We start from the raw sequence: 22,672 nt of genomic DNA, 5'->3' as shown, positions 1-22,672 counted from the left end.
AAACGGGCGTTCGGTTGTTGATGGGGCGACAGTCTTCTGTGCTGATGCGACAACCTGCCACATACCCTCTATTTACCTCCGGTAGCGCTGTTGGCTGCGATTCGAACCCTATGCTAGCTTGGCGCCTCGCCAGGAAGGCCGCCAACAGCAGGAGCACAATGAACTCTATGAGGACCGCACATGGCTGAGGCCACGCCCGCGCTTGAAATCCGCAACTTGCACAAACGCTACGGCACTCAGGAGGTACTCAAAGGTATCTCGCTGACCGCACGCGACGGTGACGTGATATCGATCCTGGGTTCCTCCGGCTCCGGCAAGTCCACTTTCCTGCGTTGCATCAACCTGCTGGAAAACCCGCACCAGGGCCAGATCCTGGTGGCCGGCGAAGAGCTCAAGCTCAAGGCCGCGAAAAACGGCGAGCTGGTGGCCGCCGACGGCAAGCAGATCAACCGCCTGCGCAGCGAAATCGGGTTCGTCTTCCAGAATTTCAATCTCTGGCCGCACATGAGCGTGCTCGACAACATCATCGAGGCACCGCGCCGGGTGCTGGGCCAGAGCAAGGCCGAGGCCATCGAAGTGGCCGAAGCGCTGCTGGCCAAGGTCGGTATCGCCGACAAGCGCCACGCCTACCCGGCCCAGCTGTCCGGCGGCCAGCAGCAACGCGCCGCCATCGCCCGCACCCTGGCGATGCAACCCAAAGTCATCCTGTTCGACGAGCCGACCTCGGCCCTGGACCCGGAAATGGTCCAGGAAGTCCTCAACGTGATCCGCGCCCTGGCCGACGAAGGCCGTACCATGCTGCTGGTCACCCATGAAATGAGCTTTGCCCGCCAGGTCTCCAGTGAAGTGGTATTCCTTCACCAGGGCCTGATCGAAGAGCAGGGATCGCCACAGCAGGTCTTCGAGAACCCGCTTTCGGCACGCTGCAAACAATTCATGTCCAGCAACCGCTAACGGAGCTACACGCATGCAGAGCTATAAGAAGATCCTCCTGGCCGCTGCCGTCACTCTGGCTTTCAGCGCCAGCGCTGCCGCCGAGACCCTGAAAATGGGCATCGAGGCCGCCTACCCACCGTTCAACAACAAGGATGCCAGCGGCCAAGTGGTCGGCTTCGACAAGGACATCGGCGACGCCCTGTGCGCCAAGATGAAAGTCGAATGCACCGTGGTCACTTCCGACTGGGACGGCATCATTCCGGCCCTGAACGCGAAGAAGTTCGACTTCCTGATCTCCTCGCTGTCGATCACCGACGAGCGCAAGCAGGCGGTGGACTTCACCGACCCGTACTACTCCAACAAGCTGCAGTTCATCGCGCCCAAGGCCAAGACCGACTTCAAGACCGACAAGGCCTCGCTCAAGGGCAAGATCATCGGCGCGCAACGGGCGACCCTGGCCGGTACCTGGCTGGAAGACAACCTGGGTGACGACATCACCATCAAGCTCTACGACACCCAGGAAAACGCCTACCTGGACCTGACGTCCGGCCGCCTGGACGCGATCCTGGCCGACAAGTACGTCAACTACGAGTGGCTGAAAAGCGAAGCCGGCAAGCCTTACGAGTTCAAGGGCGACCCGGTTGAAGAAAGCGACAAGATCGGGATTGCCGTGCGCAAGAAAGATCCACTGCGCGAGAAGCTGAACGCCGCCCTGAAAGAAATCGTGGCCGACGGCACTTACAAGAAGATCAACGACAAGTACTTCCCGTTCAGCATCTATTGATACTGACTTGCCTGACCGGCGCCTGCCCCCTGGGCGCCGGTCCTTAGCAAAGCCATCCAGACCCCATGAATATCGATCTCTACGGATTCGGCCCGGCGCTCGCCGCCGGTGCGCTGATGACCGTCAAGCTGGCCCTCTCGGCGTTATGCCTGGGACTGGTGCTCGGTCTGCTCGGCGCCTTGGCCAAGACTTCTCCGTACAAGCCGTTGCAATGGCTTGGCGGCGCTTATTCGACCCTGGTGCGCGGCGTTCCCGAGCTGCTCTGGGTCCTGCTCATCTACTTCGGTACGGTCAACCTGATGCGTGCCCTGGGCGAGTTCTTCGGCAACCCCGACCTTGAACTCAATGCCTTCGCCGCCGGGGTGATCGCCCTTGGCCTGTGCTTCGGCGCCTACGCCACTGAAGTGTTCCGCGGCGCGATCCTGGCCATTCCCAAGGGCCACCGCGAGGCCGGCATGGCCCTGGGCCTGTCGAAATGGCGGATCTTCACCCGGCTGATCATGCCGCAGATGTGGCGCATCGCCCTGCCGGGCCTGGGCAACCTGTTCATGATCCTGATGAAGGACACCGCCCTGGTGTCGGTGATCGGCCTGGAAGAAATCATGCGTCACTCGCAGATTGCCGTGACCGTTTCCAAGCAGCCGTTCACCTTCTATATGGTCGCCGCCTTCATGTACCTGGGCCTGACCGTGCTGGCCATGACCGGCATGCACTTCCTGGAAAAACGCGCCGCTCGCGGCTTCGCAAGGAGCGCCCAATGAACTGGGAAGTGATCATCAAATGGCTGCCAAAGCTGGCTCAGGGTGCAACCCTGACCATGGAGCTGGTGGCCATCGCGGTCATCGCCGGCCTGCTGCTGGCGATCCCCCTGGGCATCGCCCGCTCATCACGGCTGTGGTACGTGCGCGCCCTGCCCTACGCCTACATTTTCTTCTTCCGCGGCACACCGCTGCTGGTGCAGCTGTTCCTGGTGTACTACGGGCTGGCGCAGTTCGATGCGGTACGTGAAAGCGCACTGTGGCCTTATCTGCGCGATCCGTTCTGGTGCGCCACCGTGACCATGACCCTGCACACCGCGGCCTACATCGCCGAGATCCTGCGCGGTGCGATCCAGGCCATCCCGCCGGGTGAAATCGAGGCCGCGCGGGCCCTGGGCATGTCCCGACCCAAGACGCTGTTCTACATCATCCTGCCGCGCGCTGCGCGCATCGGCCTACCGGCCTACAGCAACGAAGTGATCCTGATGCTCAAGGCCAGTGCCCTGGCCAGCACCGTAACCCTGCTGGAACTGACCGGCATGGCACGCACCATCATTGCCCGCACCTACCTGCCGGTGGAGATCTTCTTCGCCGCCGGGCTGTTCTACCTGGTGATGGCCTACGTCCTGGTACGCGGCTTCAAGCTGCTGGAACGCTGGCTGCGAGTCGACGCCTGCCAGGGACGCTGACCTTCCCCCGCTCCCACCCGGGAGCGGGCCTGCCCGGACCCACCGCCCATGCCCTCGATCCTCCAAGGCCACGCGCTGCTCGATCGCTTCCAGGCCCTGGACGGCTTCCTGCTTGAACACCAGGCGCTCTGGCGCCCGCGCCCGTTCCACCATCTGCAACTGCCGTGGGAAACCGCTCATCCCGAACTGGCCCAGTGGCTACGCCAACGCTCCCTGGAAGACGCCGAAGCCGCCCACAACCAGCCGCAGCAACTCCAGGCACCGGCGCCCTTTGCCCCACTGGCGGAGCAGGCCCGAGCGCTCGGCGCGCTGGGCGAACTCCCCATAAAGGCACTGCCCGCGCCTCACCCACGCCTCAATGTCGACGTGCCCGGGCGCAAGTGGCAGCAGATCGAAGCCTTCGCCGCCTGCCTGCAATTCGACCGCACACCGACTCACTGGCTCGACTGGTGCTCCGGCAAGGGCCACCTCGGCAGGCGCCTGCTGCAACCCGGGCAGCAACTGACCTGCCTGGAATACGACCCGGCGCTGATCGACAGTGGCGAGCAACTGAGCCGGCACCACGGTTTGCCCGCCCGCCATGTGCAACAGGACGTGCTGGCCGATGACACAGCCCAGCACCTCTGCGCCGAGCACAGTCCGGTGGCCCTGCATGCGTGCGGCGATCTGCATGTGCGCTTGATCCAGCTGGCCAGCCAGCAGGGTTGTCCACAGCTGGCCATTGCCCCGTGCTGCTACAACCGCACCCGCGCCAGCCACTACCGGGGCTTATCCACAGCGGCCCAGGCCTCGCGCCTGGAACTGTCCCTGGAGGACCTGGCCCTGCCCATGAGCGAAACCGTCACCGCCGGCGCCCGGGTCCGGCGTCAGCGCGACACCTCCATGGCCCGGCGCCTGGCCTTCGATCTGCTGCAACGGCAAGTGCGGGGCCTCGACGAATACCTGCCGACACCTTCGCTGCCCAGCCACTGGCTGGACAAACCCTTCGCCGACTACTGCCGCGACCTGGCCGCCCTCAAGGACTTATCCACAGTTGATTGCCAGGATTGGGCCGCGCTCGAAGCCGCCGGCTGGCAGCGCCTGGCCCAGGTGCGCAACCTGGAACTGCTGCGCGGCCTGTTCCGCCGCCCGCTGGAATTGTGGCTGGCCCTGGATCGCGGACTGTTCCTGCAAGAGCAGGGCTATGCCGTGCGCCTCGGAACCTTCTGCAAGGCCCCCTTGACCCCCCGCAATCTGCTCCTGCTGGCAGAACGCCCGTAACCTGCCGCTGCACCGGCTCTAGCCGAAGTTCGTCGTGCAGGCCCCTGCGGCCAGTGACCTTGAAAAACGGACATCGGACACCCCATGGGAAACCCACAACCCATTGAAAGTCGCCGATCAAGCCGGGGGATGTCCGCAACTTCACAAAAGAAAAAAACCAAGCTCATGACGCCTACTAGTCTCTAAGGCGTGCAGGGCATATGCCGCACTCAAGCCACAGCTCTGGCGCAACTCAAGCGGTCATGTTTCGACAGGAAGTCACCAAGTTCACCATCACTGACAGGGAGTTAACCATGAACATCATCGACCCTCAGGCACACACCTACGAAACCCTGCAAAAGGGTTTCAACTTGCGTTGGCCACCCAGTATCGAACAGGGCGCGAACCGAATTTATGTGTGTACAACACCTGATGAAGTTCTGACGGCAGCCAATACAGCACTGCATGATGGCTATCGCATTACGGTGCGCAGTGGCGGCCACTGCTACGAGGGTTTTGTTTCCAACAAGTTGAGCGGCGAGACACAAAACCTGGCGATTATCGACATCGGTGAAATGAAAGGCCTGAAGTACGACGAGAGCCAAACCATCACTTCTCCCTGGGATAGCCAGAACAAGAAGTATCGTTTCATGGCATTGACCGGCAATCAGAACTGGGACGGTTACCTGTCGCTGTACAAGCAGGCCGGGCGCACCCTTCCTGGCGGCTCGTGTTATTCGGTCGGTTTGGGCGGGCACATCAGCGGCGGCGGTTACGGTTTGTTATCGCGCCTTCAGGGCTTGACCGTGGACTGGGTCACCGGCGTCGACATGCTTGTGCCTGTGGAAAACTCACAGCAACTGGAGTTCCGGCATGTTCGCGCGGACAGCCCCTCGAACAACGACAAGGCATTGTTCACCGCCTGTTGCGGGGCCGGCGGTGGCAACTTCGGCATCATCATCGGCTACTACTTCGACCAACTCCCCCAAGCCCCGCAACAAGCCTACTGGATTCCCCTGGCCTACCCGTGGAAAGAACTGATTCCCAACTTCTCGAACTTCCTGCGAGCCTATTGGCAATGGTTCTCGGATAACGACGCCAACGCGACCAGCCTGGTGGAAGGCGTAGGCAACGGCGGCTTGTTCACCCTGCTGAAACTCAACCATGTGGATACCTCCGACCATGTGGTGCTGGCGATCCAGTACACCGGCCCTAATGGCCGGGTCGGCGGCGCCAACGATATCCCGCTCAACGACTTCATCAGCAAGATGAATGCCGCGGCGGGCATCACGCCAACCCTGCATGACGGCTTCATCGCCCCCAACATTGCCCCGCTCAGGCACCCGCTTGCCGGCAGGAAATTCAAAGGGGCGGTGGCTGAACACACGGCAATGGATTGGCTGTACGTCACTCAAATGATCAACGGCTCGGGCAACAATCAGCGGGGCAAATACAAGTCTGACTATCAGGTCGAACAATTCTCCGATCAGGCCTGCAACGCCTTGCTGACGCACTTGACCGAAGCTACGCCAGACAAACGCTTCAGCCAGTCACTGGTACAGATTGACTCCTACGGCGGGGCGATCAATAAAAAGGGCATGGGCACCACCGCGGTTCCGCAAAGAAGCTCACTGCTCAAAGCCCAGTACCAAACGTACTGGACCCACGCTGCCGACGACGCGGTGCAAATCGCCTGGATTCGCAACATCTTCACCGCCGTGCACGGCGGCAAGCCAAAGCGCCCTGCCTACGATGGCTGCTACATCAACTACCCCGATGTGGACATGAAGTACACCGCCACCGGCGCGGTAGACCCCGACTGGTTGAACTTGTACTACGGCTGGAATAGCGAACTCATCAACAGACTGTCCAACTTGAAAGCCGCCATCGACCCCAACAACCTGTTTCGTCATGAACTGTCCATCCCGACCACAAAGGCCGAGTAGGTCGCAGCCTGGCCACCCACCGGCAGCATGACCACAGCCTGCTCGGCTGAGCCTGCGTCGCAGGTTCGATGAGCAGGCTGTGGAGCCGTGCGACAGGCTGTCGCGACCTGTGGATAAGTCTGTTGATGGAATTCTGGCAAAGCCTTGGATTGCATGGCGCTGGAGGACTTTCTCGGACTGGTCATTTTTTGTTCACAAAATAAAATCCCGAAAAAACAGCCAGTTGCATAAAGATGAGAACGGCTCCACAAATTCGACAGTTTCCGGCCCTGGCAACCCATCCGTTGTGCATAAACACCTGAGCGAACGGGCATAACGCCCCTCGCCCAAGTGCCTTGGAGCGACCTCAGGCAAGGGCCTGATAGCGGCTGCCCCTACTCGTCGGCCCGCGCCGGAATCCACCACTCTTCGCCCCGGGCGGTGCTGATGTACTCCGGCCAACGGAAATCATGGGGCACCTTGAAGTCCTCGGGCAGAAGCGGCGCCTGCCAGCGGCTGCCGCCGATGCCGCCGCCGGTGCGCTCGACAAACTCGGCCTTGGCCGCGCTGAGCAACGCCTCGTCGGTCAGCAGGTCCACCAGGGTCGCGGCGATGGTCTTGGCGGCGACCTCGATCATCGGGTCGATGGTCTGGCGAATGCCGCCCAAAGCGTTGGACACCCAGTCCGGATAGACCGTGCCCGGCGGCGCGCTGAGCATCGGCCGGGCCACCAGCAGGCGCACGGTCGGGCAGTGCCAGGTGTATTCCGGGTAGTCGTCGGAGGTCAGGTAGTTCTGCCAGGCCGGCATTTGCAGGCGCATCTGGCGTTCGCATTCCTGGGGCTCGATCAGTTCTTCGGTGGCCGGCAGGAAGGGCTTGTCCATGGCTTCAAGGCCGAGGTTGCGCTGGATCTCGCGTGCGATTTCCCGCGCTTCTTCGTCCCACTGCGGGGCCCCTACTGCCGCCAGGTTGTCGTAGGTGGCCTGGGCCATGACGTGGTTGGGCAGGCCGCCCCGGGACTTGCAGACCCAGGTCTTTTTCCAGCGACAACCGGTGGCCATGGCCGCCGCCGCAGCGTTGTTGTCCATGACCTGGGAGATGGTTTCGGCCTGCTCGATGGAGTCGCAACGCAGCAGGTACTGGATCTGTGACAGGTGCGGCGGCAGGTTGTCGGCGGTGGCCTGGCCGGCGGTGAGAATCGCCTCGTTGTAGCTCCACAGGCCGGTGAACGGCAGGGTCGAGCGACGCAGGCTTTCGTTGAGGGTGTAGAAATGCACCAGGGCGTCGTTGGCCCCCGGCGCTCGGGCCGCCAGGTGGTTCTGCGGAATCGGGCTGTAACGATCGGCGGCGATCCAGTTCTGCGGGTCCTCGCAGGTGAAGCTGTAGATGTAGGCGTAGGCAATGCCGCAGTGCGTGTCCCAGGTGGTGGTGTTGTTCAGCGGCAGCATGTAGGTGGGGTGGAAGCTGATGGCCGCGTCGAGGTCGTCGTAGTAGCCCTTGGCGGCGTGGACCGGCTTGGAGGCGCGGAGTTTTTCCGCCGGCTCGCCGAAGAACCTGATGCTGCCCTGCAGGCCGAATTCCACCATGGTCGCCTTGGCCGCCAGGGCCCCGCCGAGGGCGCTGATGCCCAGGGCCGAATGCGGGTCGGTGTGCCCCGGCGCAAAGCGCGACAACCCATCGCGCGGCTGCTTGCGGGTGGTGGCCGCCTGGCAGTTGCCGGGCACCGCATCGTACTCGCCGTAGGTGGCCAGCAGCGGGCCCTGACCCTGGGTGAAGGTGGCGCAGAAGGCCGTGGGCATGCCGCCGCTGCCGCGCTCGACGGTGAAGCCCTCGGCTTCCAGCAGCTGCACATACCAGGCACAGGACTTGTATTCACGGAACGCCGGCTCGGCGTAATGCCAGATGATCTGGTGCCAGTCCGACAGTTGCTGGCGGTGGCGCTCAACCCAATCGAGAGCGAATGCTTTGTAGCGGGACATGCGCGGCACTCCTGGTTATCCAGGTTCCGGCCGGCCGCTGCCCGGACGCCTCGGCACCCGTGCAAGACCTGCAGGACCTCTTGTTGTTATAGGGATGGTCCGGTCGGTTGCGGCCCGGATCGAGGTCCAGTATTGGTGAAGCGGCTGCGACATCAATCGAATTTTTTCGCCAGCAATGTCAAAGAAAATTGACCAGTTCGGCGCCGTCGCGGCCCATACTGCGACGCGGCCGGCCCCTCCTCGGGGTCCTGCCTGGGCAGCATCCAGGTACCGGCCGGTCCCCTTCGAAGACAGGTTTCCTTGACCCGGAGTTTGCATGCGCTATCCCTCGATCACTGCCCTGCGCGCCCTCGACGCCGTGGCCCGGCTCGGTAGCGTGACCGCCGCCGCCCAGCAACTGAGCCTGACCCGCAGCGCCATCAGCCACCAGATCATCAGCCTGGAACAGAGCCTGGGTTTTGCCCTCACCGAACGGGTCGGGCGCGGCATCGGCCTGACCTACCAGGGCGAGTGCTACGCCCGGGAAGTGCGGCGCATCCTCGCGGACATCCAGGACGCCGGACGGCGCTTCGACGACCAGGCGGTGTCGGGCAAATTGCGCATCAGCTGCAACCCGGGCTTTGCCAGTTTCTGGCTGTGCAACCACATCAACGGCTTCCTGCGCCAATACCCCCAAGTGCAGCTGCAAGTGGTCAGCCCTCGTGCCCAGGACGACACCAGCGACGCCGAGGCCGACCTGTTCATCGCCTATGGCATCGGCGACTGGCCGGGGCTGCTGGTGGAGCAGATCGTCACCCTGCGCTTTTCACCGGTGTGCAGTCCGCGCCTGATCAACGCCATCGGCGGTTTGAAGAGCCCGCTGGACCTCAAGGACTTTCCGTTGATCCACATGAGCGACAGCAGCGACTGGCGGGTCTGGCTGGCGGCCGCCGGTGCCAGTCAGGTCAACCCCGACCGTGGCATTACCTTCTCCGACGCCCATTGCGCGCAGTCCGCCTGCATCGCCGCCCAGGGCGTGGCCATTGGCGACAATCTGCTCAGCGGCGACGCCCTGGCCCGGGGGCTGCTGGTGCGCCCGTTCGACATCAGCATCAGCGCCCTGCGCGGTTATTTCCTGGTGATCGATCCGGCCAAGGCCGAACGGCCGGCGGTCCAGGCGTTCAGCGACTGGCTGAAAAACCAGCTGCTGGTCAGTGCCCAAAGCATCAGCGACAACCCGCTGAGCGAGCCGTGAAAGCCGGGTCGAATGGGAAATTTCACTCACCAATGAGGCAAAAATTATTCCATTGATGTGGCGTTGCTTTTCACAATAATGAGTTCACCACCTGCTGCACACACAATAAAAACTCAATCGTGCAGGTGGGTTTCCGGGAGATCTCTGTAGTGTCCAGCAGCCCCTCGACTCAACTCAGCGCCCAAGGAATCAGCCAGTATTACGGCAACTTCACTGCCCTGGACGGCATCGATCTGGACGTTCGCCAAGGCGAATTCCTCACCCTGCTGGGCCCCTCCGGCTCAGGCAAGACCACCCTGTTGATGATCCTCGCGGGCTTTCTCAGCCCCAGCGCCGGCAAGCTGCTGGAGCGTGGCGTCGACATCAGCCGGCGCCCGGCGGAAAAACGCAACTACGGCATGGTGTTCCAGGGCTACGCCCTGTTCCCGCACATGAGCGTGGCCGACAACGTCGCCTACCCGCTGCGCATTCGTGGGGTGAAGGCCGAGGAGCGCCAGCGCCGGGTCAAGCACATCCTCGAGGTGGTGGGCCTGGGGGCTCACCTGCACAAGAAGCCTTCCGAGCTTTCCGGTGGTCAGCAACAGCGCGTGGCCATTGCCCGGGCCCTGGTGTTCGAACCGGACATGTTGCTGCTGGACGAGCCGCTGTCGGCCCTGGACAAGAACCTGCGCGAGCAACTGCAGACCGAGCTGCAGCGCATTCACCGCCAGGTCGGCACCAGCTTCGTCTTCGTCACCCATGACCAGGGTGAAGCCCTGGCCCTGTCGACCCGAATCGCCATCTTCAACCAGGGACGGCTGGCACAGATCGACACCCCGGAAACCATCTACGACCGGCCGAAAAACCGCTTCGTCGCCGAGTTCCTCGGCAAGATGAACCTGTTCCCGCTGCAGGGCCTTTCCCGCAACGGCAGCCAGGCCAGCGGGCGCTTTGGCGACAGCCCGCTGCACGCCACCACGACCGGGGACATCAGCAACCAGCCGCAGTTGCTGGCGGTGCGTCCGGAACACATGACCCTGCACACCGAGCGTCCGCAAGCCGGCGAACACAACGTGCTGCACGCCTGCCTTGGCGAGCGGGTCTACCAGGGCTCCAGCACCCACCTGGCGCTGAACATCAGCCCGGAACTGGCACCGGTCAACCTCTCGGTGCCCGGCGATCACCCCGGCGCCCGATTGCCCAGCGGCACCCCGGTGTGGCTGAGCTGGCCGGTGCGCCACAGCTTCCTGCTGGAAGCCTGAGCCGACCACGCTCGCTGTCGAGCGTTTGCGTAGAAAGCCAATCACACTATCGGCCGGCGCCTGGCGCATCGGCCTCGCGAGGACTTGCCCCATGAGCCAGCACCATCAACGCGACTGCATCGAAATCCTCATCGAAAAAGCCCGTGGCGGGCAGGTCAGCCGCCGCACCTTCCTCCAGGCCATGGGCCTGCTGGCCGCGGTGCCCCTGGCGCTGCGCAGTGGCATCAGTTGGGCGGCGGACAAACCGCTGGTGGTGGTCAACTGGGGCGGCGATGCGCTCAACGCCTTCCGCAGCGCCTGGACCGACAGCTTCACCAAAAGCACCGGCATCCCGGTGCGCATCGACGGCGCCGGCCCCACCGAAGGGGCGATCCGCTCTCAGCTGGCCAGCGGCCGGCCGAGCTGGGACGTGGTGGATGTGGACAGCTACAGCGCCATGACCCTGGGCCGCGACAAGGTCCTCCAGCCCCTGGACTACAGCGTGGTGCAACGGGATCTGGTGGCCCCGGAGCTGTCCCACGAACACGGCGTCGCCGGCTACCTGTTCAGCTACGTGATCGCCTGGGACAGCCAGAAATACGGCAACAACGGCCCCAAGAACTGGGCCGATTTCTGGAACGTAGAGCAATTCCCCGGCAAGCGCACCCTCTACAAGTGGATGAACGGCATGCTCGAAGCCGCGCTGCTGGCCGACGGCGTGGCCGCTGACCAGCTGTACCCGCTGGACGTGCCTCGGGCCTTGCGCAAGATCGATGAGCTCAAGCCCCACGTCCTGTCGTTCTGGGGCTCGGGCGCCGAAAGCCAGCAGCTGATGATCGAAGGCGAAGCCTCCATGGGCGCCATCTGGCACACCCGCGCCACCCTGCTCCACGAGGACAGCGAGGGCCGCATCCAGTGGGGCTTCGACCATGCCTTCCTCAACGCCAGCAGTTGGGGCGTGCTCAAGGAAAACCCGGCAGGCGCCGCGCCGGCCATGCAGTTCATCCAGCACGCCTTGCAGCCCGCCGGGCAGCTGAAGCTGTTCGAAGCCCTGGGCAACGGCCCGTCCAACGCCGCCACCCAGCAACTGATGAGCGCCGAACAGCGGGAGATCAACTGCGCCTCCGAAGCCAACATGAAGAAGCAGATCTTCCTCAACACCCAGTGGTACGCCGACCACTACTCCAGCACCCTGGAGCAGTACCTGACCCACCTGTCCAAGTGAGCCGTCGACCATGAGTGCAACCCGAACCGCACGCCTGGAACGCAGCCTGCTGCTGTTTCCCCTGCCGTTGCTGCTGGTGGTGTTCTACCTGCTGCCGTTCTTCGGCGTGGTGAGCTGGAGCTTCACCCTGCCCGAGCCCGGGATCGAGCAATACCAGCGCATTGCCACGGACCCGGCGATCCACGACATGCTCCTGCGCACCTTGCGCCTGTGCCTGACCGTGAGCCTTCTGGCCCTGGTGATCGGCTACCTGCTGGCCTATTGCTGGGTGTTCAGCCCGCCGTTCTGGCAGCGCATGGTGGAGATCTGCGTGTTCATCCCGTTCTGGATCTCGGTGCTGGTGCGGGCCTTCGGCTGGCTGATCGCCCTGCGCAGCAATGGCGTGGTCAACGACAGCCTGCTGTCCCTGGGCTGGATCGATCATCCGTTGCAGCTGACCCGCAACGAGCTGGGGGTGGTGATCGGCATGCTGCACTTCATGATCCCCTATGCGCTGTTCCCGTTGCTGTCGAGCATGCGCCAGCTGGATCAACGGGTGCTGCTGGCCTCCCGCGGACTGGGGGCCGGCGCGCTGCGGACCTTCTGGCAAGTGCTGCTGCCCCAGACTCTGCCAGGGCTGCTGGGGGCCTTCATCATGGTCTTCGTGTTCTGCCTGGGCTTCTTCATCACCCCGGTGCTGCTGGGCGGCGGGCAGACGGTGATGATCGCCGAGTACGTGTTCCTGCAGATGTTCCAGACCAGTAACTGGGGCCTGGGCGCGGCCCTGAGCCTGGTGCTGCTGACCCTGGTCAGCGCGCTGATCTGGCTGCTGCTGCGCATCACCCGTGTCAATCGACTGGTGGGTTGAGGTCACTATGAATACACATCGCACTGCCCTGAGTACCCGCTTGATCGCCGTGATCGCCATGGCCTTCATGCTGTTCCCGCTGCTGACGGTGATCCCGGTGTCGTTCACCGCCAAGCGCTACCTGTCGATGCCGGACGGCAACTGGTCGCTGCGCCACTACGAGGCGCTGCTGAGCAACCCCGACTGGCTGTCGAGCATCGGCCAGAGCCTGGCCATTGCCAGCGCCACCAGCCTGATCGCCACCGTGCTGGCGGTGAGCTTCAGCCTCGGCATCTGGTACCTGCGCTCGCGCCTGGCGACCCTGCTGATCGGTCTGGTGCTGCTGCCCATGGCCATTCCGCCGGTGATCTCGGCGCTGGTGCTGTATTTCATGGAAACCAACCTGGGGCGCATCGCCCCGGGCTGGGGCTACGACACCCTGCCCGGGGTGGTGATCGCCCACGTGGTGATGGTGGTGCCCTACGGCGTGGTGACCATGCTGGTGGCCCTGAGCCAGGTGGACCGGCGCATCGAGCTGGCCTCGCGCAACCTGGGAGCGAGCCTGATGCAGACCACCTTCCTGGTGATGCTGCCCAACCTCAAGCTGGGGATCTTCTCCACCGCGCTACTGAGCTTTGCCCTGTCCTGGGAGGAGGTGGCGGTGACCCTGTTCATCACCAGCGTCGACGTCAACACCCTGCCGCGGCGGATCTGGAGCGGCCTGCGGGACAACGTCGACCCCAGCGTGGCGGCGATCTCGGTGCTGCTGATCGGCCTGACCCTGCTGGTGCTCATGGGCCGCCTGGCCTTGCAGTACGCCGCCCAGCGCCGCGCCCGCACCTGACAGCCCCCTGTGGCGAGGGAGCTTGCTCGCTCGCCCCACCCCCTTTTTCGCGCTCGTGACTAATCGCCTTCTAGCTGACCGACGTCATGCCCCGCACCCCGCGTTTTATCCGATAGTGCGCAGCTCGCTCCAACGGCCTGCCCGGGCTCTTCTAGACTCGATGGGTGGTCGTATTCGGAACCGAACGGGTCGCTTTCGTGCGGTTCAATCAGAGGCAGCGTGTCAAGCTGCCCTTTATGCCCTGAACAGGTGCGGCAACGACCGTACCGGGTACAACAAGATACCCATTCAGGGTGCATGGCCAACGGCCTGAAACGCCGCGCTACCGTGACGTGGCAACCAGTGCCGCAGCCGACACTTTCGGACAGCCGACAACCACCAGGTTCGTCCGTGACCGTGAGGAATTGCTGTATGCCTGATGAAACACTGCATCTGCCGTTGATCCACACCCTGCTGGAGCGTCACAAAGGCTCCCCGGGTGCGCTGTTGCCGATTCTCCATCAGATTCAGGAAGAGCTCGGCTACATCCCCGATCTGGCCGTCCCCGACATCGCCCATGCGCTCAATCAAAGCCAGGCGGAAGTGCGCGGGGTGATCAGCTTCTACCATGATTTTCGTACCGCGCCACCGGCGCGGCACATCCTGCGCCTGTGCCGTGCCGAGTCCTGCCAGAGCCGCGGCGCCGAGCAACTGGCGGCGCAACTGCGCGCACGCCTGCAACTGGATGACCACGGCAGCAGCGCCGACGGTTCCATCAGCCTGCGGCCGGTGTACTGCCTGGGAGCCTGTGCCTGCTCGCCGGCCCTGGAGCTGGATGGACAGTTGCATGCCCGAGTCAGCGCCGAACACCTGGACGCGCTGCTGGACAGTTGCCGGGAGGACGCGTGATGCCGAGCCTCTATCTGCCCTGTGATTCCCTGGCCCGGGCCGTGGGCGCCGACGCGGTGGCCGACGCCATCGCCGCCCAGGCCGAGCAGCACCAACTGCCGCTGCAACTGCAACGCACCAGCTCCCGAGGCCTGTACTGGCTGGAACCATTGCTGGAAGTCGATACCCCGGACGGACGCCTGGGCTTCGGCCCGGTGAGCGTCGCCGACGTGCCCTCGCTGCTGAAAGCCCTGCAAGACGCCCCCACCAGCCATCCCCTGGCCCTGGGCCGAGTCGAAGACCTGCCCTACCTGAAGAGCCAGCAACGCCTGCTGTTCGCCCGCGCCGGTATCACCCGGCCGCTGTCCCTGGCGGACTATCGGGCCCACGGCGGCTTCGAGGGCCTGAGCCGCGCCATCGCCCTGGGCGGTGAGCAGACCGTGACCGCGGTGCTCGACTCCGGCCTGCGCGGCCGCGGCGGCGCGGCCTTCCCCGCCGGGATCAAATGGCGCACCGTGCGCGACACGCCGCAGCAGCAGAAGTACGTGGTGTGCAACGCCGACGAAGGCGACTCCGGCACCTTCGCCGACCGCATGCTGATGGAAGGCGACCCGTTCCTGCTGATCGAAGGCATGGCCATTGCCGGCATCGCGGTCGGCGCCAGCTACGGCTACATCTACGTGCGCTCGGAATATCCCCAGGCGGTGGCGACCCTGCGCGAGGCCCTGGACATCGCCCGGGATGCCGGTTACCTCGGGGCCAATGCCGGCGGTAGCGGCCAGGCGTTCGACATGGAGGTACGGGTCGGCGCCGGGGCCTATATCTGCGGCGAGGAAACCGCGCTGCTGGACTCCCTGGAAGGCAAGCGCGGCATCGTTCGCGCCAAGCCACCGATACCGGCGCTGCAAGGCCTGTTCGGCCAGCCGACCCTGGTGCACAACGTGCTGACCCTGGCCTCGGTGCCGCTGATCCTGGAAAAGGGCGCGGCGTTCTATCGCGACTACGGCATGGGTCGCTCCCTGGGCACCATGCCCTTCCAACTGGCGGGCAATGTGCGTCACGGCGGCCTGGTGGAACGGGCCTTCGGCCTGACCCTGCGCGAGCTGGTGGAAGGCTACGGCGGCGGCACCGCCAGCGGCCGGCCGCTGAAGGCTGCGCAAGTCGGCGGCCCGCTGGGCGCCTGGGTGCCACCGGCGCAGTTCGATACACCGCTGGATTACGAAGCCTTCGCCGCCATGGGCGCGATGCTCGGCCACGGCGGCGTGGTGGTGGCCGATGACAGCCTGGACATGGCCCACATGGCGCGCTTCGCCCTGCAATTCTGCGCCGAGGAATCCTGCGGCAAATGCACCCCGTGCCGCATCGGCTCGACCCGCGGCGTAGAGGTCATCGACCGCCTGCTGGCAGCCCCCGATCAAGGCCGCCGCGACGAGCAGGCGCTGATCCTCAAAGACCTGTGCGACACCCTGCAATACGGTTCGCTGTGCGCCCTGGGCGGGATGACCTCCTACCCGGTGGCCAGCGCCCTGAAGCACTTTCCCGCCGACTTCGGTCTGCAGCCCTCGGAGGCCGACCAATGATCAGTATTTTCGACCCTGCCACAGACATCGACCTCAACGCCGTGGACTTCGGCACCCCGGCCCGCGACAGCCAGGTGCAAGTCAGCCTGAACATCGACGGGCGCAGCATCAGCGTGCCCCAGGGCACCTCGGTGATGCGCGCCGCGGCGCTGATGGGCACCACCATTCCCAAACTCTGCGCCACCGACAGCCTGGAAGCCTTCGGCTCGTGCCGCATGTGCCTGGTGGAGATCGACGGCATGCGCGGCTACCCGGCCTCCTGCACCACCCCGGTCAGCGAAGGCATGGTGGTGCATACCCAAACGCCGAAACTGGCGACCCTGCGGCGCAACGTGATGGAGCTGTACATCTCCGACCACCCACTGGACTGCCTGACCTGCTCGGCCAATGGCAACTGCGAACTGCAGACCGTAGCCGGCCAGGTGGGCCTGCGGGAAGTGCGCTACGGCTATGACGGCGCCAACCACCTGGACGATCAGAAAGACAGCTCCAACCCCTACTTCGACTACGACCCCAGCAAGTGCATCGTCTGCAACCGCTGCGTGCGCGCCTGCGAGGAAACCCAGGGCACCTTCGCCCTGACCATCAGCGGCCGCGGCTTCGAGTCCCGGGTCGCGGCGGCCGGTGGCGACAACTTCCTGGACTCCGAATGCGTGTCCTGCGGCGCCTGCGTGCAGGCCTGCCCGACGGCGACCCTGATGGAAAAAAGCGTGGTGGAAATGGGCCAGCCGGAGCGGGCAGTGATCACCACCTGCGCCTATTGCGGGGTCGGCTGCTCGTTCCGCGCCGAGATGAAGGGCGAGCAGCTGGTGCGCATGGTTCCGGACAAGAACGGCCAGGCCAACCACGGCCATTCCTGCGTCAAGGGCCGCTTCGCCTGGGGCTACGCCACCCACCCGGATCGCATCACCAAGCCGATGATCCGCAAGCACATCAACGACCCGTGGCAGGAAGTCAGCTGGGACGAGGCGGTGACCTACGCCGCCAGCGAGCTGCGGCGCATCCAGTTCAAGTACGGCCGCGACTCCATCGGCGGCATCACCTCCAGCCGCTGCACCAACGAAGAAACCTACCTGGTACAGAAGCTGGTGCGGGCGGCCTTTGGCAACAACAACGTCGACACCTGCGCCCGGGTCTGCCACTCGCCCACCGGCTACGGCCTCAAGCAGACCCTGGGGGAATCCGCCGGGACCCAGAGCTTCGACTCGGTGATGCAGGCCGACGTGATCCTGGTGATGGGCGCCAACCCCAGCGACGCCCACCCGGTGTTCGGCTCCCAGCTCAAACGGCGCCTGCGTGAAGGGGCCAAGCTGATCGTCATCGACCCACGGCGCATTGACCTGGTGGACGCGGTGCACGCCCGCGCCGAACTGCACCTAGCCCTGCGCCCGGGCACCAACGTGGCCATGCTCAATGCCCTGGCCCATGTCATCGTCACCGAGGGCCTGGTCAATCAAGCGTTCGTCGACAGCCGCTGCGAGCCGCAAGCCTTCGCCCAATGGAGCGCCTTCGTCAGCCGCGCCGACAACTCACCGGAAGTGCTCAGCGCGATCTGTGGCGTGCCCGCCGCCGACATTCGCGCCGCCGCGCGTCTGTACGCCACCGGTGGCAACGCGGCGATCTACTACGGCCTGGGCGTCACCGAACACAGCCAGGGCAGCACCGCGGTGATGGGCATCGCCAACCTGGCCATGGCCACCGGCAACATCGGCCGCGAAGGGGTCGGGGTGAACCCGCTGCGGGGGCAGAACAACGTCCAGGGTTCCTGCGACATGGGCTCCTTCCCCCACGAGCTACCGGGCTACCGGCACATCTCCAACCAGGCGGTGCGCCAGGAGTTCGAGCAGGCCTGGAACGTCACCCTGCAAGCCGACCCCGGGCTGCGCATTCCCAACATGTTCGAAGCGGCCCTGGGCGGCAGCTTCAAGGGCCTGTACTGCCAGGGCGAGGACATCGCCCAGAGCGACCCCAACACCCAGCACGTGACCGCGGCCCTGTCGGCCATGGAATGCGTGGTGGTGCAGGACATCTTCCTCAACGAAACCGCCAAGTTCGCCCACGTGTTCCTGCCGGGCTCCTCGTTCCTGGAAAAAGACGGCACCTTCACCAACGCCGAACGGCGCATCTCCCGGGTGCGCAAGGTCATGGAGCCCCTGGGCGGCAAGGCCGACTGGGAAGGCACCCTGGCCCTGGCCGCGGCCCTGGGTTACCCGATGCACTACAACCATCCCTCGGAAATCATGGATGAGATCGCCCGCCTGACCCCGACCTTCACCGGCGTCAGCTACGCCAGCCTGGACCGTCACGGCAGCCTGCAATGGCCGTGCAACGACGCCGCGCCTGACGGTACGCCAACCATGCACATCGACGAGTTCGTGCGCGGCAAGGGCCGTTTCATGCTCACCGGCTACGTGCCCACCGACGAAAAGGTCAACGGCCGCTACCCGCTGCTGCTGACCACCGGCCGCATCCTCAGCCAGTACAACGTCGGCGCCCAGACCCGGCGTACCGACAACGTTGCCTGGCACGCTGAGGACCGTCTGGAAATCCACCCCACCGACGCCGAGAGCCGGGGCATCAATGAAGGCGACTGGGTGGGCATCGGCAGCCGCGCCGGGCAGACCGTGCTGCGGGCCCGGGTTACCGAGCGGGTAGCGCCGGGGGTGGTCTACACCACCTTCCACTTCCCCGAATCGGGGGCCAACGTGATCACTACCGACAACTCCGACTGGGCCACCAACTGTCCGGAGTACAAGGTCACGGCGGTGGAAGTCAGCCGCGTCTACCACCCTTCCGAATGGCAGAAGCGCTACCAGGCCTTCAGTGAAGAACAGCAGAGTCTGCTGGACAAGCGCGGCCGGTCGCGGGGCGGCAAGGCGGAGGTGCGTCGATGAGTACCGCCAACCTGATCAAGATGGCCAACCAGATCGCCGCGTATTTTGCCAACGAGCCGGATCAGGCGCAGGCGGTGCTCAGCGTGCGCAATCACATGCAGATGTTCTGGACCCCGGCCATGCGCAAGGAACTGCTGGCCTGGCAGACCGAGCAGCAAGGCGCCGAACTGCATCCGTTGGTCCAGCAAGCAGTACGTGACGCGGGCTGGGAAGCCTAGGCAAAGGCTCCCTGGCCGGCTAACCCCCGGCCGGGGACACTCACTGACCGGGGCAACGCCGGTCCGCTGGAGGCCTGGACGGGACCGCCAGCGGCAGGGTTGCCCCCTCGTAGGACGGCAGGCGCGAAACGCGGCAGCATGTCGATCTGCCTTGGCTGCAGTGGAAACTGCGGATAGTTGATGTTCGCCTGTTGATCGCTGCCGAAGCGCCCGGCCTTGGCCAAGCGCTTGCTGTCACCCTGGCAACCGGCATAGGCCTCACCGCGCACCTCGCCATTGGTGATCACCCGCAACTGCGCCGTCGGCACACCCAGGGGCGGCTCCGAATAAGGCTCCACCGGCTTGACGCTACAGGCGCCGAGCAACGATAGCAGCGCCAGCAAGGGAATATTTCCAGGTTTCATGACTGATCTTTCCTTTGTCTGAAGCGGTATGAGCGGCTGAGCAGGCTATCGGCCGAGTGGGGGCCGTCTGCACTGAATCATCGGCTATCCGCCGATGATTCAAAGCCTCCTCGCGCTTGAGCCCCAGAGTGCCTGGGAACGCTAGGTATAGAGCCCGCATAGGCCCACGCAAAAATAGTCAGATTTCAGGGGTTTACAGAACCCCGCCAATCGCTATAATCGTCGCCCTAACACGCCGGTATAGCTCAGTTGGTAGAGCAACTGACTTGTAATCAGTAGGTCCCGGGTTCGACTCCTGGTGCCGGCACCATACAAAACGAAGCCCCTGCAGAAATGCAGGGGCTTTGTTGTTTCCGTACTTCCGAAAAGCCTCACGTCATGTCGTGAGAGCGTCCACAAATTGTCCACACCTACGCTTTCGCTTCCTGGCCTGCACATTTTTCTTGAGCGTCTCGTCATGCACTCAAAAGCCTGCTTTCTTGTGAACGTTATCTGCTCATTCACCAGAAACGCAGATTTTGCCGACACATAAAGCCACTGCCCTCCTGCGCCTTCGATCACTCATAAAATATCGCCTCGCATATCAAGGGCAGAGCCGTGCCTGACCAAAAGCACGTTTCGAAATCGAGCTGAAGCACTGTTACCGAAACCAATGAATTGGATCACCGCAACATCCCCAAATCACCGCACTTCATGCTCCAATACCCGCCGATCCCCGTTGTACACAGGCCGCCCATGAAGTCCATTTCCCTATCGATCCTGACCCTGTTGCTCCACTCCCTGCTGTTCAGCGCTCCGGCCCTGGCCGGCGATGCCGAAGCCGGTGGCAAGCTGTTCAAGCGCTTGTGCAGCGGCTGCCACAATATCGGGCCTTCGGTGCGCAGTTCGTTCGGGCCGCAGCTCAACGGCATCATCGACCGGCCGGCAGGCAGTGCCACGGACTATCAATACTCAACGGCCATGAAGTCGTCGGGCATCGTCTGGACCCGGGACAAACTCATCCAGTACCTGGAAGACCCAAAAGCCGTGGTGCCCGGTACCCGGATGATTTTCTGGGGGCTGAGCGATGAAGAAAAAATCGATAATCTGCTGGCCTATCTGCAGACCTTCCCCTCCCCCTGATCCAAGCTCGTTTGCCTACAAGGATGTTTTGATGAAGTTTCCTCTGCTGTCGCTTGCCGCCACGGGCCTGGCCCTGGCTGCATTCATGCCCCAGTTGCAGGCCGCCGGTTTCGACTGCGCCAAGGCCTCGACCCGGGTGGAGAAAACCGTCTGCGATACGCCGACCCTGTCCGCCAAGGACGATGAGTTGAACCGCCGCTATAAGGAGCTCAAGCACCTGCAGGTGTTTCGCTTGTTGCAAACCCAGTGGCTGCGGGAAGTGCGCGACACCTGCATCGACAGCGACTGCCTGGAGTCGGCCTATCGGGCCCAGGTGAAGATGCTCACGCTGTTGCCGATCCCTCCGGCACCCGGCAAGGGCGAGCTGCTGCCGATGGACCCCACCCGGCAGTACCGCCTGCAGGACCCCGATGACTGGCAGCGTTTCACCCTGGCCAAGTTCACCGCCGCTCCTGCCCAGGGCGATTAGCAGATCGTCGACGCCCAGGTGCTGGATGGCGTGCTGCATGTGGTGCTGTTCGTCGGTCAGTACCAGAGGGGGCGGGAAGGCTATGTCGGCACCCTCTACGAATATGCCGATGACCAGCCCGGCCTACATCCCATTGCCCGGGATATCGGCTTTGTCGGCTGGGCCTCTCCGGGGTCCAACGATCAGGGCCTGCGCTTCGCCGGCATCGTCGACGGCGTGCTCTATTACCGCCAGCGCAGCGGCGGCGAACTGCAGCAAGGCATGCGCTATCGCCTGGGCTCGCGCAGTGCTCCCGAAGCCAGCCAGCAGCTGTTCCAGTCGCTCTCCAACACCCTGCGCCATGCCCGGGCGCGGGTCGGCCAGGATCTGAATCAGGAGAACTACAGCCTGTCCCTGGACTACGACCGGCAGAGCAACAACACCTACTCCGAGAACGTCACCGAGCACAATGAGGTCGAAGCCGGCTGGAGCATCGTCAATCCCACCTGGAGCGAAACCCGCCCGGTGATGTACTTCGATAACGAAGGGCCGCGGGCCTGTATCTGGCGGGTCGACGTGCAGCACAAGGTGCTGTCCAAGATCGTCCCGGAGCATGAGGCGATTTCAGCCCGTCCTGTGGACATCCATGGACGCGAGGCGGTGGTGTACCTGGAAGGCGATCAGCTGAAGTTCGCGATCAATCCGGATGACTGACGGGCAAGGTTGCTGAAGAAAAAGGCTCGCCATACGGCGAGCCTTTTTCATTGCGTCGGCAAGGCTCTGCTCAGGGCAGGCTGATCTTGTATTCGGCCAGTTTGGCCTGGTGCTGCGGTTCGACGTACTTCTGGTCCACCCGCTTGGCGAACTGGGTAAAGTCGGCGCGGGCATCGTCGGTCAGGCCCAGTTTTTCGTAGGCCAAACCCCGGTGGTAGAAGGCCCAGGCGTAGTCCGGCTGCTTCAGCAGGCCGGCGCTGTAGGCTTCAGCCGCCTCACGGTATTGGCCCAGGTCGTAGAGGGTCTGGCCCAGGTGGTAGTAGGTCGGCATGTTGAAGCCGCTGCCCTTGCCCGCCTCGCCCAGGTTGGCGTCGAGGTTGGACTGCACCAGTTCCAGGGCCTTTTGCGGGTTGCCCGATTCACGATAAAGACGGCTCAGGTCCAGCACCGCACGGGCATCGGGTTTGGGCCCCAGCTCGATGGATTTTTCCTTGGCGCTGATGGCTTCCGGGTAACGCTTGAAGCTGGCGTAGGCGTCGGACTTCAGCCAGTACACCAGGCTCTGCATCGGCTTGGACAGTTGGTTTTTCGACAGGCACAGGTCGGCCTCTTGCAGCACCACATCGAACTTCTCGGCCTTGGAGGCCTGGCCCACCAGGCGGCAATGGGCGTAGTTGATCTGGTCCTGGCTCTGCAGGCTGGCACAGCCAGTGACGGCAAGGGCACACACAAGCAGGATCGACCCGCGTACAGACAATGAAGGCAT

21 protein-coding genes and 1 tRNA gene are annotated in these 22,672 nt (G+C 64.0%); 19 read left to right on the top strand and 3 right to left on the bottom strand.

Annotated elements, in window-relative coordinates; translation table 11 throughout:
* Positions 1 to 180 precede the first annotated feature (180 nt).
* The 6 genes from WIN67_RS01685 to WIN67_RS01660 all read left to right on the top strand — a co-directional run bounded on the left by WIN67_RS01685 (position 181) and on the right by WIN67_RS01660 (position 6,352).
* Entirely contained in the window at positions 181 to 954 is a 774-nt protein-coding gene (locus WIN67_RS01685) for an ABC transporter ATP-binding protein (protein WP_102862716.1), read from the top strand.
* A 13-nt stretch (positions 955 to 967) separates the two neighbouring features.
* Positions 968 to 1,720 carry an ABC transporter substrate-binding protein gene (locus WIN67_RS01680; protein ID WP_102882144.1) on the top strand — a complete coding sequence of 251 codons (753 nt, stop codon included), beginning with the start codon at positions 968 to 970 and terminating at the stop codon, positions 1,718 to 1,720.
* A gap of 65 nt (positions 1,721 to 1,785) precedes the next feature.
* Complete coding sequence (locus tag WIN67_RS01675) at positions 1,786 to 2,481, top strand: ABC transporter permease (protein ID WP_016963587.1); 696 nt, start codon at positions 1,786 to 1,788, stop codon at positions 2,479 to 2,481.
* The gene (locus WIN67_RS01670) at positions 2,478 to 3,167 is read left to right on the top strand and encodes an ABC transporter permease (protein ID WP_102882145.1); all 690 of its coding nucleotides are present in this window, start codon (positions 2,478 to 2,480) and stop codon (positions 3,165 to 3,167) included. Before WIN67_RS01675 ends, WIN67_RS01670 begins: the two co-directional genes overlap by 4 nt.
* Positions 3,168 to 3,215: 48 nt before the next feature.
* Complete coding sequence (locus WIN67_RS01665; protein WP_339070545.1) at positions 3,216 to 4,427, top strand: methyltransferase; 1,212 nt, start codon at positions 3,216 to 3,218, stop codon at positions 4,425 to 4,427.
* Positions 4,428 to 4,720: 293 nt separating this feature from the next.
* The gene (locus WIN67_RS01660; protein ID WP_170002023.1) at positions 4,721 to 6,352 is read left to right on the top strand and encodes a BBE domain-containing protein; all 1,632 of its coding nucleotides are present in this window, start codon (positions 4,721 to 4,723) and stop codon (positions 6,350 to 6,352) included.
* A gap of 374 nt (positions 6,353 to 6,726) precedes the next feature.
* Here the strand turns inward: WIN67_RS01660 and WIN67_RS01655 are convergent, their stop codons facing one another.
* Entirely contained in the window at positions 6,727 to 8,310 is a 1,584-nt protein-coding gene (locus tag WIN67_RS01655) for a peptidase M20 (RefSeq protein ID WP_102882147.1), read from the bottom strand.
* 316 nt (positions 8,311 to 8,626) lie between these two features.
* Here WIN67_RS01655 and WIN67_RS01650 point away from each other — a divergent pair, with 316 nt between their 5' ends.
* The 9 genes from WIN67_RS01650 to WIN67_RS01610 all read left to right on the top strand — a co-directional run bounded on the left by WIN67_RS01650 (position 8,627) and on the right by WIN67_RS01610 (position 19,218).
* Positions 8,627 to 9,544 (top strand): LysR substrate-binding domain-containing protein, encoded by a 918-nt coding sequence (locus tag WIN67_RS01650; RefSeq protein ID WP_102882148.1) that lies wholly within the window; start codon positions 8,627 to 8,629, stop codon positions 9,542 to 9,544.
* 149 nt (positions 9,545 to 9,693) lie between these two features.
* A complete protein-coding gene (locus WIN67_RS01645) occupies positions 9,694 to 10,785 on the top strand; it encodes an ABC transporter ATP-binding protein (protein ID WP_339070544.1) in 1,092 nt (363 codons plus the stop codon).
* A 91-nt stretch (positions 10,786 to 10,876) separates the two neighbouring features.
* Positions 10,877 to 11,989 carry an ABC transporter substrate-binding protein gene (locus WIN67_RS01640; RefSeq protein ID WP_170002021.1) on the top strand — a complete coding sequence of 371 codons (1,113 nt, stop codon included), beginning with the start codon at positions 10,877 to 10,879 and terminating at the stop codon, positions 11,987 to 11,989.
* A 10-nt stretch (positions 11,990 to 11,999) separates the two neighbouring features.
* Positions 12,000 to 12,836, top strand: a complete 837-nt coding sequence (locus tag WIN67_RS01635; protein ID WP_102882151.1) for an ABC transporter permease — start codon at positions 12,000 to 12,002, stop codon at positions 12,834 to 12,836.
* A gap of 7 nt (positions 12,837 to 12,843) precedes the next feature.
* Complete coding sequence (locus WIN67_RS01630) at positions 12,844 to 13,659, top strand: ABC transporter permease (RefSeq protein WP_102882152.1); 816 nt, start codon at positions 12,844 to 12,846, stop codon at positions 13,657 to 13,659.
* A 411-nt stretch (positions 13,660 to 14,070) separates the two neighbouring features.
* Positions 14,071 to 14,547 carry a formate dehydrogenase subunit gamma gene (locus WIN67_RS01625; RefSeq protein WP_110651103.1) on the top strand — a complete coding sequence of 159 codons (477 nt, stop codon included), beginning with the start codon at positions 14,071 to 14,073 and terminating at the stop codon, positions 14,545 to 14,547.
* Positions 14,547 to 16,106 carry an NADH-ubiquinone oxidoreductase-F iron-sulfur binding region domain-containing protein gene (locus WIN67_RS01620; RefSeq protein ID WP_339070542.1) on the top strand — a complete coding sequence of 520 codons (1,560 nt, stop codon included), beginning with the start codon at positions 14,547 to 14,549 and terminating at the stop codon, positions 16,104 to 16,106. Before WIN67_RS01625 ends, WIN67_RS01620 begins: the two co-directional genes overlap by 1 nt.
* Positions 16,103 to 19,000: a formate dehydrogenase subunit alpha gene (gene fdhF, locus WIN67_RS01615; protein ID WP_110595343.1), complete on the top strand. Its 2,898-nt coding sequence runs from the start codon at positions 16,103 to 16,105 to the stop codon at positions 18,998 to 19,000. Before WIN67_RS01620 ends, fdhF begins: the two co-directional genes overlap by 4 nt.
* Positions 18,997 to 19,218, top strand: coding sequence for a formate dehydrogenase subunit delta (locus WIN67_RS01610; protein WP_102862704.1), 222 nt, complete (start codon positions 18,997 to 18,999; stop codon positions 19,216 to 19,218). Before fdhF ends, WIN67_RS01610 begins: the two co-directional genes overlap by 4 nt.
* Here the strand turns inward: WIN67_RS01610 and WIN67_RS01605 are convergent.
* Positions 19,215 to 19,622, bottom strand: a complete 408-nt coding sequence (locus tag WIN67_RS01605) for a hypothetical protein (RefSeq protein ID WP_339070541.1) — start codon at positions 19,620 to 19,622, stop codon at positions 19,215 to 19,217. The genes WIN67_RS01610 and WIN67_RS01605 overlap by 4 nt on opposite strands.
* Positions 19,623 to 19,856: 234 nt before the next feature.
* Between WIN67_RS01605 and WIN67_RS01600 the strand changes: the two genes are divergently transcribed.
* The 4 genes from WIN67_RS01600 (at position 19,857) to WIN67_RS01585 (ending at position 21,906) form a co-directional block, all read left to right on the top strand.
* Positions 19,857 to 19,932: transfer RNA gene (locus WIN67_RS01600), tRNA-Thr, on the top strand.
* Between the two features lie 425 nt (positions 19,933 to 20,357).
* Positions 20,358 to 20,744 (top strand): c-type cytochrome, encoded by a 387-nt coding sequence (locus tag WIN67_RS01595; RefSeq protein ID WP_115581395.1) that lies wholly within the window; start codon positions 20,358 to 20,360, stop codon positions 20,742 to 20,744.
* Between the two features lie 31 nt (positions 20,745 to 20,775).
* A complete protein-coding gene (locus tag WIN67_RS01590) occupies positions 20,776 to 21,213 on the top strand; it encodes a hypothetical protein (RefSeq protein WP_339070540.1) in 438 nt (145 codons plus the stop codon).
* Between the two features lie 30 nt (positions 21,214 to 21,243).
* Positions 21,244 to 21,906: a hypothetical protein gene (locus WIN67_RS01585; RefSeq protein WP_339070539.1), complete on the top strand. Its 663-nt coding sequence runs from the start codon at positions 21,244 to 21,246 to the stop codon at positions 21,904 to 21,906.
* 70 nt (positions 21,907 to 21,976) lie between these two features.
* On the opposite strand, the gene WIN67_RS01580 is transcribed toward WIN67_RS01585, so the two are convergent.
* A complete protein-coding gene (locus WIN67_RS01580) occupies positions 21,977 to 22,672 on the bottom strand; it encodes a tetratricopeptide repeat protein (RefSeq protein ID WP_339070538.1) in 696 nt (231 codons plus the stop codon).

It is taken from the genome of Pseudomonas idahonensis (genome assembly GCF_037903935.1).
In the GTDB taxonomy this organism is placed as follows: Bacteria; Pseudomonadota; Gammaproteobacteria; order Pseudomonadales; family Pseudomonadaceae; genus Aquipseudomonas; species Aquipseudomonas danubii.
The sequence above is the reverse complement of the archived record's forward strand: the minus strand, read 5'-3'. Positions and strand labels throughout refer to the sequence as shown.